Below are 18,117 nucleotides of genomic sequence, written 5' to 3' on the forward strand. Positions count from 1 at the left end.
TTCTTGACGACCATAGAGCATTGGAACCACCTGATCCCATCCCGAACTCAGCAGTGAAACGATGCATCGCCGATGGTAGTGTGGGGTTTCCCCATGTGAGAGTAGGTCATCGTCAAGATTAAATTCCAAAACCCCTGTCTGCTAACGCAGACAGGGGTTTTGTTTATGTAGAAGCTCATGAATTTCACCGGCACGTTGCCAACGCAACGGTCTGGTACACAGAATTTCTTGACGACCATAGAGCATTGGAACCACCTGATCCCATCCCGAACTCAGCAGTGAAACGATGCATCGCCGATGGTAGTGTGGGGTTTCCCCATGTGAGAGTAGGTCATCGTCAAGATTGAATTCCGAAACCCCTGTCTGCTAACGCAGACAGGGGTTTTGTCGTTTAGGGCAGCCCATCACAGCCAATCTGCCTTACCCCTACCGCCTGTCGGTTTCCTACGCTAAAAGAAGATGCTTCTCACAAATTCCTAAGATTTGTCGAAGTTTGGCCGAAAGCCTGACGAGCCATGCGTGCACCGAAATAGAGCGACCGCAGAGTCCGCCTATCCCGTTACATGGAATGTTCCACTCGGCACGCTCACCCCCCTTTGGCAAAAGAAGTCGATGAAATGAATCTCAAGTTCAGTCATAAAATTCTGTTGGCCGCGTCAGGCGTCGTGGTTTTAGCCTTCGCGTTATTCACGCTCTACAACGACTACCTGCAGCGCAGCACCATCAGGCAAAACCTCACTTCGTCCATCCAGCAATCCGGCGAGCTCACTGCCAGCAGTGTGCAGAACTGGCTCAGTGGTCGCATCTTGGTTCTCGAGAATCTGGCGCAGAACGTTGCCCACCAGGGCAGCGCCGCCGATCTTCCTGGTTTGGTCGATCAACCAGCGTTTACCAGCAACTTCCAGTTCACCTATGTGGGACAAGCCAACGGGGTATTCACCCAGCGCCCTGACGCGAAGATGCCTGACGACTACGACCCTCGTCAGCGCCCTTGGTACAAGCAAGCAGTAGTGGCGGACAAAACCATGCTTACTCCGCCTTATATGGCGGCTGTGGGCGGTCAGATCGTGACAATTGCCATGCCGGTGAAAAAGAACGGCGAGTTGTTGGGTGTTGTCGGTGGTGACCTGAGCCTGCAGACACTGGTGAAGATCATCAACTCGGTAGACTTCGGTGGTATCGGCCATGCGTTCCTGGTCAGCGGTGATGGTCAGGTCATCGTCAGTCCGGACCAGGATCAGGTGATGAAGAACCTCAAGGACATCTACCCTGGCACCAACGTACGCATTGAGAAGCTCAACCAGGACGTCGTACTCAAAGGACAGGATCGCATCCTCTCTTTCACGCCTATCAGCGGCTTGCCTGGCGCTGACTGGTACATTGGCCTGTCGATCGACAAAGAAAAAGCCTACGCCCCGCTGGGCAAATTCCGTACTTCGGCCTTGATTGCAATGTTGATTGCCGTTGTGGCCATTGCGGTGCTCCTGAGCCTGTTGATTCAAGTGCTGTTGCGCCCGCTGACCACCATGGGCGTGGCCATGCAGGACATTGCCCAAGGCGAAGGTGATTTGACCCGACGTCTGGACGTGACCAGCAAAGACGAGTTCGGCGAGGTCGGCAGTGCATTCAACCAGTTCGTCGAGCGAATTCACGCGTCGATTTCCGAAGTGTCTTCGGCAACGCGCCAGGTGCACGATTTGTCCCAGCGTGTGATGGCTTCATCCAATGCGTCGATTATCGGTTCTGACGAACAGAGCGCGCGTACCAACAGCGTGGCCGCAGCCATCAACGAACTGGGCGCTGCCACCCAGGAAATCGCGCGTAACGCCGCGGATGCGTCCCAGCACGCCAGTGGTGCCAGCGAACAAGCTGACGATGGTCGTAAAGTGGTGGAGCAAACCATCCAGGCGATGTCTGAGTTGTCGCAGAAGATCAGCCTGTCCTGCACTCAGATCGAGACCCTTAATGCCAGCACCGACAACATCGGGCACATCCTGGATGTGATCAAAGGTATTTCCCAACAAACCAACTTGCTCGCCCTCAACGCTGCGATCGAAGCGGCCCGTGCTGGCGAGGCCGGGCGTGGTTTTGCCGTGGTGGCGGATGAAGTGCGTAATTTGGCGCACCGTACCCAGGAGTCGGCAGAAGAAATCCATAAGATGATCACTTCGCTGCAAGTGGGCTCGCGGGAAGCTGTGACCACCATGAACGCCAGCCAGGCTTCCAGCGAAGAAAGCGTCGAAGTCGCCAACCAGGCAGGTGAGCGCCTGGTCAGCGTGACGCAACGTATCGTTGAGATTGATGGCATGAACCAATCCGTCGCGGCCGCGACTGAAGAGCAGACCGCAGTGGTTGAAACCCTCAACGTCGATATCAACCAGATAAACCTCTTGAACCAGCAGGGTGTGGCCAACCTCAACGAGACGCTCAAGGACTGCGATGCGCTGTCCCAGCAGGCCAGCCGACTGAAGCAATTGGTCGATAGCTTCAAGATCTGATCCTGACTGCATCGGAGCGAGGCCTCTCGCTCCGACTGTTTTGCCCTGCGTCCACGGTGCTATTCAGAGGAAGTTGATAGCGCTCAGGTAGTCGCAGCCTTTGCGTAACAGCGCCTGGCTCTTGGGTGGATAGCACATCCCCATTTTTTCCAAGCCCCACCGGGCATTGTCGTAACGGATCATCGATGTATCACCGATGTCTTCGCCCAGTCCGTCCAGGTAAAAGCCCAGCACCCCGAACAGTGCGTTATCGCGTCTTACGTTGCGCAACGCCCGTTGCCAGTGTTCAACGCTGACTCGGTCAAAAACGTGCCCAGCCTCGCTGAAGGCATCGAGGTACTGATCCCAATTCAAGGGCTGCGGATTGTGCAAGTTGAACACGTTTCGCTCGGTGTCAAAATGAGCGCTATGGAAGGCGATGAAACGCGCCAGGAAGTCCACCGGCATCAGATCGAAATTGGCGTCCAGTCGCGGGACGAGCCCCAATTGCAGAGACCCCTTGAGCATCAACAGCAAGCGGTTTTTCTGTGGCTGACAAACACCGTTCTGGCTGTTGAAGCTGATATTCCCCGGGCGATGAATATTAACCCAGGCCCCTTGCTCGACTGCTCGTCCTAATAGCCGCTCGGCGACCCACTTGGAGAGGTTGTAGCCGTTTTTCACGTAGAGCGGCAGTGTGCGCTGGGCTGGCGCTTCAAGTACGTAGCCATCGACGTCCACGCTGCTGCAGGCTGAGAGCGTCGAGATGAAATTGAGGACCTTCTTGCAGTGGGTCTCGCAAAGACGCAGGCACTCCAGCAGAGGTTCGACGTTGTCCTTGGCGAGTGAGGCGTAATCCATCACATGATTGACCTGCGCGGCGTTATGCACCACCACGCCGTAATGACGGGCGAGGTGCTCGTACACATCGTCGGCCAAGCCCAGGCGGGGTTTACGAATATCAGCGGCGTATACCTGCACTCGGCTCAGGTCCAGATGTTCCAAGCGGTATTCACGCAATGCCTGGGCGAACCTTGCCGCCGCCGAATGGCCGGGCAACTCACGCACCAGGCACGCCACGTCCTGCGCTCCGCCAGTCAGCAGTGCCTGGACGATATGCACCCCGACAAAGCTGTTCGCGCCAGTGACGATGGCTTTGCGCGAATCTCCCGCAAGGGCCTCGGGCAGCACTTCGACCGCCAGTGCTCGCGTCGCGTCTTGCTCCATCTGGTTGGACTGGGTATCCGGCAGCGTGCCGCCATCCATGAGTGCGGCCAATGTGCGAATGGTCGGTGTCTCAAAAAAGGGGCTCAGGCAGAAGCTTCGGCCAAACTGCTCGCGCAGGCGTAGCAACAGGGTCGACAACAGGATGGAGTGGCCACCGAGGTTGAAAAAACTTTCATCGATCGAGAGGTCGCCAGCGGGTAATCCCAACAGTTCACCCCACAGGTCAGCCAGTTGTGCCTGCAAAGGGTCTTGTACGCGGCAGCGGCTCACCTCGACGGGTGTGGGTATTGGCATGGCCAGTAAGGCTTTGCGATCGATCTTGCCGTTATCCGAACGGGGCATGCCTGCCAGCTCGCTCCAGGCGCTTGGCTGCATGTGCACGGGCAACCATTGCCGAGCGTGTTCCTTCAGGCTTGCCAGCGTAGCGCCAGGTTCTGGCCGGGCGGCAAACCCGATGACTCTGTGTGCCGCATCGATCACTACTGCCACTTGGCGAAACAAGCGACTGTCGCGCAAGCACTGCTCAATATCCTGGGGCTGAACTCGAAAACCGCGAATCTTGACTTGTTCATCTCGGCGGCCACCCAGTTCGATGCCCTCCTGCGTCCATTTCGCCAAGTCGCCGCTACGATAAGCCTGTAGCACATGCCCATTTGGCAGTGTCAGCGCCACAAACGGATTGTCGACCGGAGACCGTGCATTGGAATAACCCAGGCTTACGCCTGGGCCGACAATGTACAAGTCGCCCATCACCTGTTCATCCACGGGCTGCAGGTTCTCGTCGAGAATCAGCACCTGGCTGTTGGCAATGGGGAGGCCGATATTGCGATGGCTGTCACCTTTTTGGAACACGCGATGGGTCGCCAACACAGTGGCCTCGGTCGGCCCATAGAGGTTATGCAGTTGGCATTGACCGGCCAGTTGTTCGATCACGCAGGGCTCGCAGAAATCACCTCCGGTCAGCAGATGAGACATGCCTAACGGCTGATCCAGCGGCAGGATACTGAGCAGCGCCGGTGGCACGAACCCATGCGTGACGCGTTGCTGGCGAATCAGCTCTACCAGTTGCTGAGGGTCGTGACGTTGGTCTGCACTGGGGACAATCAACTCGGCGCCGGCGATCAAGGCCGGGAAAATATCGATCAGTGACGAATCAAAGCCCAGCGACGAAAACTGCAGGACGCGGCTGTGTTGATCCAACGCCATGCGCCTGACGAGCCAGGCCGTGAAATGCGCCAGGTTGTATTGGCTCAGCAGTACCCCCTTAGGCTGGCCCGTCGTACCCGAGGTGAACAGTGCCACGCAGGGCTCGTCGGCACCGGGACGATGGCGCATCAGCGGTTGCGTCATGTCGGCTCTATGCGCGGCGACCTGGCTCACATCAAGTGAAACGAAACGCTCTCGCAGCGGGTGCTGGCCGTTCTCCAGCAGCACGCACGCCTTGAGGCTGGTCAGCATGCAGTGCTGGCGTTGCTTCGGATGGTCCGGGACCAGCGGCAAATACACGGCGCCGCAGCCCAGTACCGCAAGAATGCTGGCGTACAGCTCGGCGGATTTCTCCAAGCATACGCCGACTACTCGGGGTGACTCGGCACTCTCCAGCAGGGGAAGCAGGCGTTGTTGGATTGCCATGGCTTGTTGCTCGAGCTGCCGATAAGTCAGCACGTGACCGGCGATGTTCAGCGCGGTTCGATGCGCGAAGGTATGAAGGCTGGCCTGCAGCCGTTCGATCATGGGCGTCCGGGCCGCGTGCAGTAAGGCAGGGTCTGCCGTGTGGTTGAACCGGTGCTTGAAAGCCAAGGCATCCAGCTCTTGCAGACCCTGTTCAGGCCAGGTATTAGCAGTGGCCGTTGCCGAGAAATAAGCGGGGTCTCTTGAGAAACCGCAGACCAACAAAGCTGCGCACTCCACCAATGCATCCGTTGCCTGCTGGCGCAACCGCTGCCCATTACCGCTGGGCTCCTGGGCAACGTCTTGCACATTTAGCAGGCGTCGCTCGCGGTCATAGCAGCGCAACTGCAGTAAGGGCAGCCCGTGTTCGCAGAGCGGGCCGATACCCACGCGCAAGCTTAGCCAAGGCGCACTGGTGGGCGAGGGCGGCAGCGGCTGACTCCCGTCTTCAATCACCAGGTCGACAGACTCCGTTACTGCCACATGCCCATATTGCTCCAGCTCCTGCTTGAGCGCCTCCAGAGCTTTACTGGTGCCCCGCCACTCGATCTGCAAGCGCCTCATGCCAACCTCCTCGATACGGGCAGGTAGTCGCTCAGGGCTCGTGCCACGCTAGGGGTTTGCAGTACACCGCTGTGGTGCAGAAAGCCCATGATATTGGCCACCAGCGGATGTTGATGGGTGATGGGAAAGTCCAGCGCCTGGATTTCATCGCGCAGTGCCAGGCGAGCGTCGGCACTGATAACCAAGTGTTCGATCAGTTGCAGATCGAAGTCTTTCTGTAGGTCGTTGGTCAGGTAGTGCGTCAGGAACACGGGCAGGGCTTGAGCAATGTGGTCGCGAGCTTGCGAGCTTGCCGATTGCCAGTAGAGACGCACCAACTGTGTCCAGAACCGCGCATGCCGCCCTTCATCAAACAGATGATCGGCCATCAGGCCGCGGACAGAGGATTTGACGCTGCCGTCTTTGGAAAACGCTGCGACGTCATGGGTGACGGTGTTCTCGGCGATGGCGACGCCGATCAGCTCAACGGCATCGTGCAAATATACCGGTACCTGCGCCTGGGCTGCCGGCAGCGCGCGGCCCAATTCAATTTGCCCGGGTAGATCAAGCGGTTGGATTCCGGTCATCTCCACGGCTTGCTGCAGGAAATCCAGCGCGACCAGCGCGTGGTAATCCTCGTCGACAACGACCGTCATCGCGTCGTAGCGGCAGGCGAGGGGAAAGGGCAGGGAGAAGCGATTTTTAGCGATGCTGCGCGCGGTTTTGTCGACGATCTCGGTTTCGAAAATCACCACGTCATTGATGAATTTATAGAAGCTTTGCACCAGTACGAAGTCGCGCCATTGTGGGCAGTGCTTGAGAAAGGTTGCACTCAGCACCAGAGGCTGGCGGCACAGGGGGAAGATGAGTTTGTCGTCGTCTTCCAACATCCGCCGGGGGCGTGTGCGGATGGTTGCGCGACGCTCCCAGTCATCGGCAAAGGATTGGTAGTGGGCGGCGTTCACGGGCGTACCTCTTGCATCGAGGCCAGTACGTCGTCCCAGAGGGTAATACGACTCTCCAGGGCGCCCAGGGCGGTGTTATCGGCCTCTCGCTGACGGCTGGGGTCTGCTTCGATCAGGCGCTGTAGCAACTGATGCGCCGCAGGCCCGTGATCATCGCTGTCCATTTCGATATGGCGGCTGAGGTAGTGACATAACGTTGGGGCCTGCCGACCTATGAAAGCATGGCTATGCAAAAGCCTCTGGAACATAGACGGAATTACACTCTCGCGGCCATGCAGGAACGCCGCCGCCACACAGTGGGTCGGAGCGCTCAAGGCGATTTGCAAGGTGCTGTCGACGAAGCGGGCCACGCCTGGGGGCGCACCGATCATTTGCAAGGCTACGCTTACCTCCACTCCCTGGCTTTGCAGCTCGATAAAGCGGCTGATTGCGACAGTGCTGGCGCCCACTTCCGTCATGGCGTCCAGGTACAACTCGAAGTGGCTGCAATAGCCTCGCGTCGGGTGTTCGTCCGACTCTTCAGCCAGCACGATTTCATTGATCAGGCGGGCAGCGCGTGGGTCAGCGCAGGGGAGCCAGGGCAGTTGCGTGCAGGTCAGGTCCTGTTGCAGGCGTTTGGTCAGGCTCATGAAGTCCCACACGGCAAATACATGGTATTGCATAAAGTGTTGTAACTTGCCAAGGGTGGTTATTTCTATAAATAACGGGTGGCCGAAAAGTTTTTGTTTTTTTAGCTCAAGTAAATATTGATGCATGGTTGACGCCTATAGTTGTTGCGAGTGCTGTAAAAGCAGTGTTGGAATATTATAGTTGTGGATGTAAGAGTAACTTGGCCACGATCACGTGCACGCCGCTGCCTTTTAAGTAGGCGGTCGCAGCGGTTTGGGAAAGCGGAGCTTGCTAGGCGAAGATAGTAAGCTGATTGAATGTTTGAACCGGTATACAAATGTATTAAAGGACTTTGCGGGTATTTATATGTGCGGTAAGTTGCCCGGATGTAGGTGAGATTTTTCCGTGCGCTAAGTCGGCGTTAATTGTCCTTTAGTTGATTTTTTTAATATTTCTGACGGAGCAACAATCCTGATAGGGAAGTTGCTCGGTCACATAAGTATTAAGGGCTCAGGCGAAAAAACCGACTACACGGCTTTTTTGTCGGCGCTCTCAAGGCCCCTGAGGTAGGTCGCGATTACCTCCATGCCTCGCATCAAGTGGTTACGCAGCGTCAGGATGCTCTCCTCGACCCTCTTCTGTGCCACCAGGCTCAGCAGTTCGCGGTGATCCTCCTGGGAAGTCTCGCCCAGCCCCATCGCTTCAAGGTTGAAGCGCAGGAAGCGCTCCTCCTCGTTCAACCCGTGCTCGACCAGAGTGAGTAGCCGCTGGTTGGGCGCCTTGCCATACAACACCATGTGGAACAGGCGATTGAGCCGACCAATCTCGGTGTAGTCTTTTTCGCTTTCCAGTGCATCGATACAGGCCTCGGCTTGAGCAAGGTCCGCGTCGGTGAGCAACGGAATCGACAGGCGCAGGGCTTCGGACTCCAGCAGCATGCGCAAGGCATAGGTCTCAGCCGAATTGTCCTCGATCAAGGGGGCAACGACGGCACCCTTGTGAGTCACCACATGCAGCAAGGATTGCGCCTCCAGCTGGCGCAAGGCTTCGCGCACGGGCATGCGGCTCACGCCGAACAGGCTGGCCAGTTCTTGCTGGCGCATGGCGGTGCCACAGGGCAATCGCCCATCGAGGATGGCATTACGCAAGGTTTCTTCAATAACCGAGCGCGCAAGATGGGCGGGAATAGGCCCGCTGATTTTGATGCTGCTTAATGGGTTCGGCTTCTGCGTCACGGTTGCGCTATCCTCCTTTTCTTGAATAATAGTTTGGCTAATTGGATCCAAAGAACACTAAAGATGGGCCAGGCGCTTGTCAAACAGCCAGAGTTTCCGTTTGTAAGGGCTTACACAGCATACTTTGTGTCTCTCACAAGGGGCGGTTATAAAAACGCGGCTCCCGCGAATGATTGCACTGTGCCATTGTTTTTTGTAGGGCCAGGCTTCACCATTCCTTGAAATTCCGTCTCTTTCATGGACTGAACACTTTGGCGGTAAGTTTTATTCCCTATCGACTGCTTTGCTGGCTTTTATCAGCAATTTTACTGGCTGGCCTGATGCTTGGCGGGCTGCGTGCCGATTGGGATTTCTCGCAGATCAGCCGCAAGGCCACCGCCGTCTACGGGCCGTTGGGCCAAGGCCAGCAGCGTATCGACGCCTGGCAGCGGCTATTGGCGAGCGAAAAACAGGTCAGCGAGCAGGACCAGCTCAAGGTCGTCAATTTGTTCTTCAACAAGCAAATGACCTACGTGGAAGACATCGATCTCTGGCACGTTGTCGATTATTGGGAGACACCCGTCGAAGCACTCTGGAAAGGTGCCGGTGACTGCGAAGACTACGCCATCGCAAAGTATTTCAGTTTGCGTCATCTGGGGGTGTCCAGCGACAAACTGCGCATTACGTACGTCAAGGCCCTGCGGCAGAATCGAGCGCACATGGTCCTGACCTATTACTCGACCCCCGACGCGGTACCACTGGTGCTCGACAGCCTGATGGATGAGATCCTGCCGGCCACCCGTCGCACCGATCTGGTCCCGGTGTACTCATTCAACGCCGAGGGGCTGTACTTGCCCGGTGCCAAGGGCAACAAGAAAGTCGGTGATACCAAACGCCTGTCGCGCTGGCAGGATGTGTTGAGAAAAATGCGTGCGGAAGGCTTTCCAGCCGAGCCTGCCAACTAGGAGTAACTGATCGGATGTCTCTGTTCAAACAGCTATTGATCGCAATCTGTCTGTTCCTGGTGGTCGCCTTCAGCGGCAGCTTCATGGTCAGCCTGGAAAGCTCGCGCACCCAGTACGTCAACCAACTGCGCTCCCACGCCCAGGATGCCGCGACGGCGTTGGCGTTGTCGCTGACCCCGAATATCGACGACCCTGCCATGGTGGAGCTGCTGGTCAGCTCGATCTTCGACAGCGGTTACTACGCCAGCATCCGCGTCGTGGACCTGGCCACCGACAAAACCATCGTCGAGCGCAGCGGTATTCCCGACAACAACGGCGTGCCCAACTGGTTCGTCAAGTTGATCGGCCTGGAGCCGGCCGGCGGTGATGCGCTGGTCAGCCGTGGCTGGGAACAGGCCGCACGGGTAGAAGTGGTCAGCCATCCGATGTTCGCCCTGGCCAAGCTCTGGCAAAGCGCCCTGGGCAGCCTGGGCTGGTTGCTGGTGTGCGGCGCGGTCAGCGTGGTGCTCGGTGGGCTGCTGCTGCGCCGGCAATTGAAGCCGTTGGACTATATGGTCAAGCAATCCCACGCCATTGCCCGCCGCGAGTTCCTCAGCCTGCCTGACTTGCCCCGCACGCCAGAACTGCGTCGCGTGGTACAGGCCATGAACCAGATGGTGGAAAAGCTCAAGGCGCTGTTCCAGGAGCAGGCTGAGCGTAGCGAAAAACTGCGCACCGAATCCTACCAGGACAACCTCACCGGCCTCGCCAACCGTCGTTATTTCGAGATGCAGCTCAACGCCCGCGTCAGTAACCCGGAAGAGACCAACTCTGGCTACCTGCTGTTGCTGCGCGTCAAGGACCTGGCTGGCCTCAACCAGCGCCTGGGCGGCCAGCGTACCGACCAGCTGCTGCAAGCGGTTGGCGAACAACTGCTGCGCCAGTGCGCGCCGTACCCGGAAACCCATAACCTGGTCACCCGTATTCGTGGCGGTGAGTTCGCCGTGCTGGCGCCAGGGTTGATGCGTGAAGAAGCGGTGCAACTGGCGCAAAACCTGGAAAGCACCTTGCTCAGCCTGCAAGCGACCGGTGCCAGCGACGTTACGCCGGTCGCCTACATTGGCCTGGCGCCGTTCAGCCATGGCGACGCGCCCCAAGCCCTGTTGACCCTGGCCGACCAGGCCCTGGCCCAGGCCCAAGCGCAGGGCGACACCAGTTGGGTGTGCCTGGACCGCAGCGCCGCCGCCAGCGTGGGAGACGATCACCATGCCTGGCACACCTTATTGGACCAGGCCCTGACCCAGCAGCGCTTCCAGCTGTATTTCCAGCCGGTGGTGGCCAGCCAGGACCCGCAGTTGGTCTTGCACTACAAAGTGCTGTCGCGCTTGCAGGACGAGGATGGTCACACCATACCGGCCGGGCGCTTCCTGCCGTGGCTTGAGCGCTTCGGTTGGTCGGCCCGCCTGGACCGCCTGATGCTGGAGCAGGTGCTCAAGCAGATGAGCAGCCACACCGAGAACCTTGCGCTGAACCTCTCGGCCGCGACCCTGCAGGACCCCCAGGCTCTGAACCGCATCTATGACCTGCTACGCCAGCACAGCAACCTGGGCCCGCGCCTCACCCTGGAGATCGGTGAAGAGCAACTGCCTGAGCAGCACGTGCTGGAACAGATGACCCAGCGCCTGCGCGAGCTGGGTTTCTCCCTCAGCCTGCAACGTTTCGGTGGGCGGTTCAGCATGATCGGTAACCTGGCGCGCCTGGGCCTGGCGTACCTGAAGATCGACGGCAGCTACATTCGCGCCATCGACCAGGAAAGTGACAAGCGCCTGTTTATCGAGGCCATCCAGCGAGCGGCCCATAGCATCGACCTGCCGCTGATTGCCGAGCGTGTAGAGACCGAGGGCGAACTGAAGGTAATTCGGGAGATGGGAATCTTCGGTGTGCAGGGCCAACTGTTTGGCGAACCCGCACCCTGGAAATAATTACCTGTAGGAGCGGTTGGATTAAATCAATCCCTTCTCGTCATCATCGATCAACTGGCTCAACCCACCCAACGCCTCCCGCGCCTGGTTACGGTCCATCAACTTGGCCTGGGCTGCCGGCGGCAGGTCGGTCACGCTGATCACCCCTTTGCGGGTCAGTACCTGGATCAAGTCGTCCAGCACCCGGATCATCTCCAAGTCGCTCTGCTTGAGCTGGGCCAGGCTGGTTTCCACCACTTCGTTGGCGTACCAGGCCTGGATCTCATGGTGATCGGCCGGCAGGGTTTCGGTGGAGTCGGCAAAGGCGATAGCCTCCACGCGAACCAGCGCGCCCTGTGCATCACGTTGCACGTAAAACATAACAACCCCTCGAAAATGCGCCACAGGCGTTCAACAGCATAGGTCAACGCTGTGTGTATGGGCGTGAGTATGCGATGCACCGTCCGCCAGGGCCAGCGACTCGCAGGCCAAAAAATCGGCCGCCTGGAAGGGCGGCCGATTAATCGTGTCTTAAGTGTGGTCGATCTTGATGGTCGGGTCGGCACCACTGATCAGCGAGTTGATGCTGGTGTGGGACCAGTCGTTGCCTTCCAGCTTGATCGTCACATCGGCATTGGCCAAGCCACCGGCGGCGTTGAGCTTGCCTTCACTGCTCACTTGCAGGGTCGACACGCCGTCTACCGTGGTGATCTTGAGGTAGTTGTCGATGGTGCTGTCGGTTTCACCTTTCAACAAATCGCGCAGATCAATGCGGTCGCCTTCCGAGGCTTTGAAGTCCTTGATCACATCGTTGCCGATGTCGCCAGACTTCCACACAAAGGTGTCGGCACCCGAGCCACCGATCAGGATGTCGTTGCCCTGGCCGCCAATCAACGTGTCGTTACCCGTGCCACCCAGCAGGATGTCATTGCCTTTGCCGCCATCGAGCGTGTCGTTGCCGCCTTGGCCGAACAAGATGTCATCGCCAGCGCCGCCCAACAGTGTGTCGCCGGCATCTTTGGCGCCGGAGACGTCGAAGTCCACATAGTGCTCGGTGACGTACTGGTGAACGTTAGAGGCAGTCACTGCCGAGACAGCCACGCCGGTCTTCTGTGCGACAAAGGCCTGCAGCGCGTTGTAACCCTCGCCATTGATCCCGCTGAAGCTCACCAGGTCGCCGAAGAGGATGTCGTTGCCGTCGCCACCGCTGACGGTGTCCGCGCCCGGCAACGTCGCCTCTGTGTGGCCGAGGATAGCGTTGGCCAGGTCCTTCGGATCGATGTTGGCCTGTGGCTTGCCATCGCTGTCGTACGGTGCCAACTGATTCAGGCTGACCCCACTGTTGAGGCCGATGGCTTCTACGCCACCTGTGGACAGACCTTTAAGCAGTGCGAACGCGCTGTTGGAGTTGAGGGTGGTGGAGTAGTCGGTATCGTAGCCGAGGCCGCCTTGCACCGATATTTCATAGGTGCCATCCCCTTGGGCGTGGATGATTCCCTTGTTGTACCCCCAGCCGTAAGACCAGAGGGTTACCTTGCCGGCAGAGTTGATATCAAGGTAGTTATTCGAATCGATGTTGATCCGGGTGGCGGTACCTATGGTGTAGTTGTTCATGGTGACGACATCATCGAGCCTGACGTTGCCGTACAAGTATGGGTTGGTCTGCTCGGACGCTTGGTAAAACGTCGGCTGACCATCGGTGATGAAGTACGTTGTATTGATAGCGCCAGTGTTGCCAGTCGCCTGGGCACTCTTGAAGAAGTTGGCCGCGGCCTTGAACACGTCTTCGTAGTTGGTCCCGCCGGTAGACACCATGGAGTCCAGGACTTTCTGCAGCGAGTCCAATGCACCTGGGTCTTTCAGGTTGACTGTCACCGTGCGATTGACCTGGTCGCTGAAATCCGCCAGGAAGATATTCACAGTGCCGGAGGTGCTGGCGCCGATACTGTTTTTCAGCGAGTTGAACGTGGTAGTCAGCGAGGTTTTTGCCGCTGCTATCGAGTCCGCACCCATACTGCCCGATGTATCGATCATGAACGCGATGTTGTAATTCTTGCCCTGCACCACGTTCAGGCCGGCGATGTCGGCCACGACGATGTCGTTGCCATCGCTGCCATTGATGGTGTCGCTGCCCGAGGTGCCGGTGACCGAATTGTAGGTCGCTGGATGCACCGTGACGGGCAATTGCGCGGTGGTGGTCGCTGAACCGCCGATGCTCTCGGTGGAAGTCGAAGTGACCGTCAGGTTGAACTGGCCGCTGTAGTAGGTCGGCGGCTTGATGGTCAGGGTGTTCAGGTCCCAGCCGGTGACATTCACTTCGCCCACGGTTTTACCCGCAGTAAAGGTGTGCCCAGACGCGTCGGTCAGTACCGAGCCTGCCGGGATGCCGCTGATCTTCACGCTCAGGGTTTCGGAGCCGTCGGTGTCGGTCAGCGCGGTGGTGACCTTGGACAATTTGACCGTGCCGTTTTCCTGGCCTTCGTTGAGCTTGTAGCCCACGTAGTAACCGTCACCGTTGCTGCCATGCAGGTCGGATACGGTGACGCCGGCGTTGGTCAGGTCGGTAAGGCCGGTGTACAACGGCACGGTGCTGGTGCTCAGGTTCTGCACCGCCCCGCCGTTGATCGACAGGTTAACGTCGAAGCTGCCAGGCCCCGCCTGGTTGGCCTGGTAGATCTCAAGGCTGTAGTAACCGGTGGTCGTTGGGGTGAACGTGCCGCTGAACTTGCCGCTGTTGGTACCCCACAAACCGCTGGCGACGTCTTTACCGCCAACGTTGACCACCACGCTGTCATCGGCGATACCGCTGAAGGTGTAGCTCTTGCCCGCTTCCATGTAGATCAGGCCAGAGATCTTGGAGCCAGAGCCGGCGGCGACGTTGTCGACGGACTCGACGTTGGTCACCACAGAGGTGTTGTTGGGTGTGCCCGCGTTGTCGATGGCTTTTTTCAGCACGTCTGGCGCAGCGCCGTTGCCGTTGTTTCCAAGGCCGGCGATGCTGTTCCAGCCCTGTTTGACCAGCCCGGTCGAGGCAACGTTGTTGTCGGCCACGCTGAGGGTCGGTGCATCGGCCACTGGCGTGATATCGACTTTCACCGTGGCGCTGGTACCCAGGTCCTTGCCATCGGTTGGCTGGAACTTGAACTGCGCGTAATCCGCCTGCTTGTTACCCACGCCAGTGCCGCCATAACCGTCGGCGCCGGACTCGTTGGCATTCGGCGTAAAGCGCAGTTGGCCGCCGTCGATCTGGGCCTTGGTAAAGGTCTGGCCGCTGGTCACGTTGGTCCAGGTGCTGCCGTCCGCCGCCAGGTATTGCAGCTTGCCGGCCACCGGCAGCTCGGTGATTTTCACCCCGAGGCTGGCTTGCGGCGAGTCCACATCGCTCACGCCGAAGTTGGCCCAGGTCAGGGCCAGGGCGGTGTCTTCCGTACCGGTCACGGCACCGCCAGTGGCCACTGGCGCATCGTTGACCGCCACCACGTTGACGGTGGTGGTGGCCACGTTGGAGTAGTTGCCGCCATCGGTCACCGTCACGGTGATGGTGCGCGGCGTGGTGCTTGGGTCGTGGCTGTTGTTGGTGAACGTGATGTTCTGGATGCGCTGCATGTAGTCAGCCAGCGTCGCGCTGCCGGACAACGTCAGGGTAATAGTGCCCGTCTGGTTGTTGGTGCTGACGCTGATGCCATTCACGCTATTGCCAAGATTGAGGGCATCACCGGCCTGTGCGTTGGTCAGCGTGACCGTCGCGCCCGTCAGCAGTGTGCTGTCTGGGTCAGTGATCTTGATATCCGTGTCGGCGATCGACACGCCCGGCCCGGCGGTACCCTCGGTAAACGTCGTCTTGTAATCAGCACCCGTGGCGCCGCTGGAGTTGTTGGCATCCAGGTCGATCACCGGCGGAGCATCGTTGTCGAGGATGTTGGTGGTGACAGTGCCTTTGTCGATCACCAGGTTCTCGAAGTTGCCTCCGGTGACCTTGTCGATGGTGATGACGATCTGTTCCGTAGGCTCGGTGATCTTGTCGTCGAGCGTGCGGATATCAAACGGCACGCTGCTGGAGCCTGCCGGGATCTTCACGGTGTACACGCCGGTGAAGTCCGAACCGTCAGTGGCGGTGCCGCTGTATTTGAGCGTCACGGTTACGTCGGTTTGCGGCGGGTTGGTCAAGGTCAGGGTGTAGTGGGCTGTGCCACCTTCAGTGACCGAGCCGTCGCCCGTTATGCTGATTTTGGTATCAGTCACTACATCCGTGACCTTAGTGACCGCGGGGCTGCCATCAACAATCAGATGCTCGTACTTGTCGCCACCGCTGACCACGCCGGTGATCTTGGCGCTGACATCATTGGCGCCGACATAGGCATCGTTCGGTGCGGTAGCCGTCGTGAAGCTGGTGGACTTGCCGCTGCCGATGGTGATGGTTGAGCCGTTATCCAGCCTTACCACCAGGTCGGAGCCCACGTTGTTCACGGCTGCGCCGTTCTTGTCGACCAGGGACGCGGTGTAGACGATCTGCCCGCCTTCGCTGACCGAGCCAGTGGCCTTGAGTACCACGGTCACGTCATCGATGGTGTCGTTGATGGTGGTCGTGGCGCCCGCAGGTGTGATGGTCACGCCCTCGAAATTGCCGCCGGTGGTGCCGGTGATCTTGACGGTCTGGGTGCTCTTGTCGATGAACACGTCATCGGTAGGCGCCGGGACGGTCACCGTGCCCACGGTCTCACCTTGCTTGATGGTGATGCTCGAACCGTTGTCGAGCTGGACCAGCATGTCGCTACCGGCCTTGTTGCTCAAGGTGGCGGTGTAGGTGATCTGGCCGCCTTCGTTGACCGCGGTCGGGGCAGTCAGGGTGACGGTGGTCAGGTCGGTGGAGCCTGGTGTGTCGGTGACGGTGGTGTTCACCGCCGTCGTGCCCGGCACCAGGTTCTCGAAGTGCTCGCCGCCGGTCACGCCTTTGATGGCGGTGGTGACGGTTTGGTCGCCTTTGTAGACGTCGTTTGGCGCTACGGTGGTGATGGAACCGCTCGACTGATTCACACCGATGGTGATGGTCTTGCCGTTATCCAGGGTCACGGTCAGCGGATTGGTGATGTTGGTCACCGGTGCGCCGTTTTTATCCACAAGGCTGGCGGTGTAAACGATGTTGCCGCCTTCGCCGACGGTGGTGGTGGCGGTCAGGACCACATCGACTTTGTCGATGGTGTCGTTGATCGTGGTGGTTGCGCCGTTTCCTGCCACTTCGAGTTTTTCGAAGTTGCCGCCAGTGGTTTCGGTGATCTTGACGGTCTGGGTGCTCTTATCGATAAACACGTCATCGGTAGGCGCAGGGACAGTCACGGTGCCGACGGTTTCGCCGGCCTTGATGGTGATCGACGAACCGTTATCTAACTTCAGCGTGACATCAGTGCCCGCTTTATTGGAAAGCGTTGCGGTGTACGTAATCTGCCCACCTTCGTTAACGGCACTTGGCGCTGTCAGCGTAACGGTGGTGGTGTTATCGGTACCCGGTGTGTCCGTAACGGTGGTGTTAACCGGGGTAGTACCTGGAACCAGATTTTCAAAGTGCTCGCCGCCGGTCACACCCTTGATAGCGGTGGTGACAGTTTGGTCGCCCTTGTACACATCATCCGGAGCAAGAACCGAAACGCTACCGCTCGATTGGTTTACGCCGATGGTGATGGTCTTGCCGTTATCCAGGGTCACGGTCAGCGGATTGGTGATGTTGGTCACCGGTGCGCCGTTTTTATCCACGAGGCTGGCGGTGTAAACGATGTTGCCGCCTTCGCCGACGGTGGTGGTGGCGGTCAGGACCACATCGACTTTATCGATGGTGTCGTTGATCGTGGTGGTGGCGCCATTGCCTGCCACTTCGAGTTTTTCGAAGTTGCCGCCAGTGGTCTCGGTGATCTTGACGGTCTGGGTGCTCTTATCGATAAACACGTCATCGGTAGGCGCAGGCACGGTCACAGTACCGACGGTCTCGCCAGCTTTGATAGTGATCGAAGAGCCGTTATCCAGCTTCAAGGTGACGTCAGTACCGGCCTTGTTGCTCAAGGTCGCGGTGTAGGTGATCTGACCACCTTCGTTAACGGCACTTGGCGCTGTCAGCGTAACGGTGGTGGTGTTATCGGTACCCGGTGTGTCCGTAACGGTCGTGTTCACCGCGGTAGTGCCAGGGACCAGATTCTCGAAATGCTCGCCGCCGGTTACGCCTTTGATTGCGGTGGTGACGGTTTGATCGCCTTTATAGACATCATCCGGAGCAAGAACCGAAACGCTACCGCTCGATTGGTTTACGCCGATGGTGATGGTCTTGCCGTTATCCAGAGTCACGGTGAGCGGATTGGTGATGTTAGTCACCGGTGCGCCGTTCTTATCCACAAGGCTGGCGGTGTAGACGATGTTGCCGCCTTCGCCGACGGTGGTAGTGGCGGTCAGGACCACATCGACTTTATCGATGGTGTCGTTGATCGTGGTGGTGGCGCCATTGCCTGCCACTTCGAGTTTTT

General features: G+C 58.6%; 9 protein-coding genes and 2 rRNA genes. 5 read left to right on the forward strand and 6 right to left on the reverse strand.

What is annotated here, in order from left to right; genetic code table 11:
• Window positions 1-2: 2 nt before the first annotated feature.
• The 3 genes from rrf (MF6394_RS32045) to MF6394_RS32055 all read left to right on the forward strand — a co-directional run bounded on the left by rrf (MF6394_RS32045) (window position 3) and on the right by MF6394_RS32055 (window position 2,498).
• Window positions 3-118: ribosomal RNA gene (gene rrf / locus MF6394_RS32045) — 5S ribosomal RNA — on the forward strand.
• Window positions 119-227: 109 nt separating this feature from the next.
• Window positions 228-343: ribosomal RNA gene (gene rrf / locus MF6394_RS32050) — 5S ribosomal RNA — on the forward strand.
• 274 nt (window positions 344-617) lie between these two features.
• Entirely contained in the window at window positions 618-2,498 is a 1,881-nt protein-coding gene (locus MF6394_RS32055) for a methyl-accepting chemotaxis protein (RefSeq protein ID WP_044270342.1), read from the forward strand.
• Window positions 2,499-2,561: 63 nt separating this feature from the next.
• Here the strand turns inward: MF6394_RS32055 and MF6394_RS32060 are convergent, their stop codons facing one another.
• The 4 genes from MF6394_RS32060 to MF6394_RS32075 all read right to left on the reverse strand — a co-directional run bounded on the left by MF6394_RS32060 (window position 2,562) and on the right by MF6394_RS32075 (window position 8,727).
• Entirely contained in the window at window positions 2,562-5,939 is a 3,378-nt protein-coding gene (locus tag MF6394_RS32060) for an amino acid adenylation domain-containing protein (protein WP_078468248.1), read from the reverse strand.
• On the reverse strand, window positions 5,936-6,883 hold the full coding sequence (locus MF6394_RS32065) for a diiron oxygenase (RefSeq protein WP_032894262.1): 948 nt from the start codon (window positions 6,881-6,883) through the stop codon (window positions 5,936-5,938). Before MF6394_RS32065 ends, MF6394_RS32060 begins: the two co-directional genes overlap by 4 nt.
• The gene (locus tag MF6394_RS32070; protein ID WP_078468249.1) at window positions 6,880-7,638 is read right to left on the reverse strand and encodes a DUF3050 domain-containing protein; all 759 of its coding nucleotides are present in this window, start codon (window positions 7,636-7,638) and stop codon (window positions 6,880-6,882) included. The genes MF6394_RS32065 and MF6394_RS32070 overlap by 4 nt, the downstream gene beginning before the upstream one ends.
• Window positions 7,639-8,019: 381 nt before the next feature.
• Window positions 8,020-8,727, reverse strand: coding sequence for a GntR family transcriptional regulator (locus MF6394_RS32075; protein WP_078468250.1), 708 nt, complete (start codon window positions 8,725-8,727; stop codon window positions 8,020-8,022).
• Window positions 8,728-9,047: 320 nt separating this feature from the next.
• Between MF6394_RS32075 and lapG the strand changes: the two genes are divergently transcribed.
• Window positions 9,048-9,671 carry a cysteine protease LapG gene (gene lapG / locus MF6394_RS32080; protein ID WP_019819857.1) on the forward strand — a complete coding sequence of 208 codons (624 nt, stop codon included), beginning with the start codon at window positions 9,048-9,050 and terminating at the stop codon, window positions 9,669-9,671.
• A 14-nt stretch (window positions 9,672-9,685) separates the two neighbouring features.
• Window positions 9,686-11,632: a cyclic di-GMP receptor LapD gene (gene lapD, locus MF6394_RS32085; protein WP_047712820.1), complete on the forward strand. Its 1,947-nt coding sequence runs from the start codon at window positions 9,686-9,688 to the stop codon at window positions 11,630-11,632.
• Window positions 11,633-11,653: 21 nt separating this feature from the next.
• Here the strand turns inward: lapD and MF6394_RS32090 are convergent, their stop codons facing one another.
• Both MF6394_RS32090 and MF6394_RS32095 read right to left on the reverse strand, forming a co-directional pair.
• On the reverse strand, window positions 11,654-11,992 hold the full coding sequence (locus MF6394_RS32090) for a hypothetical protein (RefSeq protein WP_032894252.1): 339 nt from the start codon (window positions 11,990-11,992) through the stop codon (window positions 11,654-11,656).
• Window positions 11,993-12,142: 150 nt separating this feature from the next.
• Window positions 12,143-18,117, reverse strand: a 5,975-nt coding sequence (locus tag MF6394_RS32095) for an immunoglobulin-like domain-containing protein (RefSeq protein ID WP_238597327.1), incomplete at its 5' end; no start/stop codon positions are given.

The organism is Pseudomonas sp. MF6394, assembly GCF_002018845.1.
In the GTDB taxonomy this organism is placed as follows: Bacteria; Pseudomonadota; Gammaproteobacteria; order Pseudomonadales; family Pseudomonadaceae; genus Aquipseudomonas; species Aquipseudomonas lactis.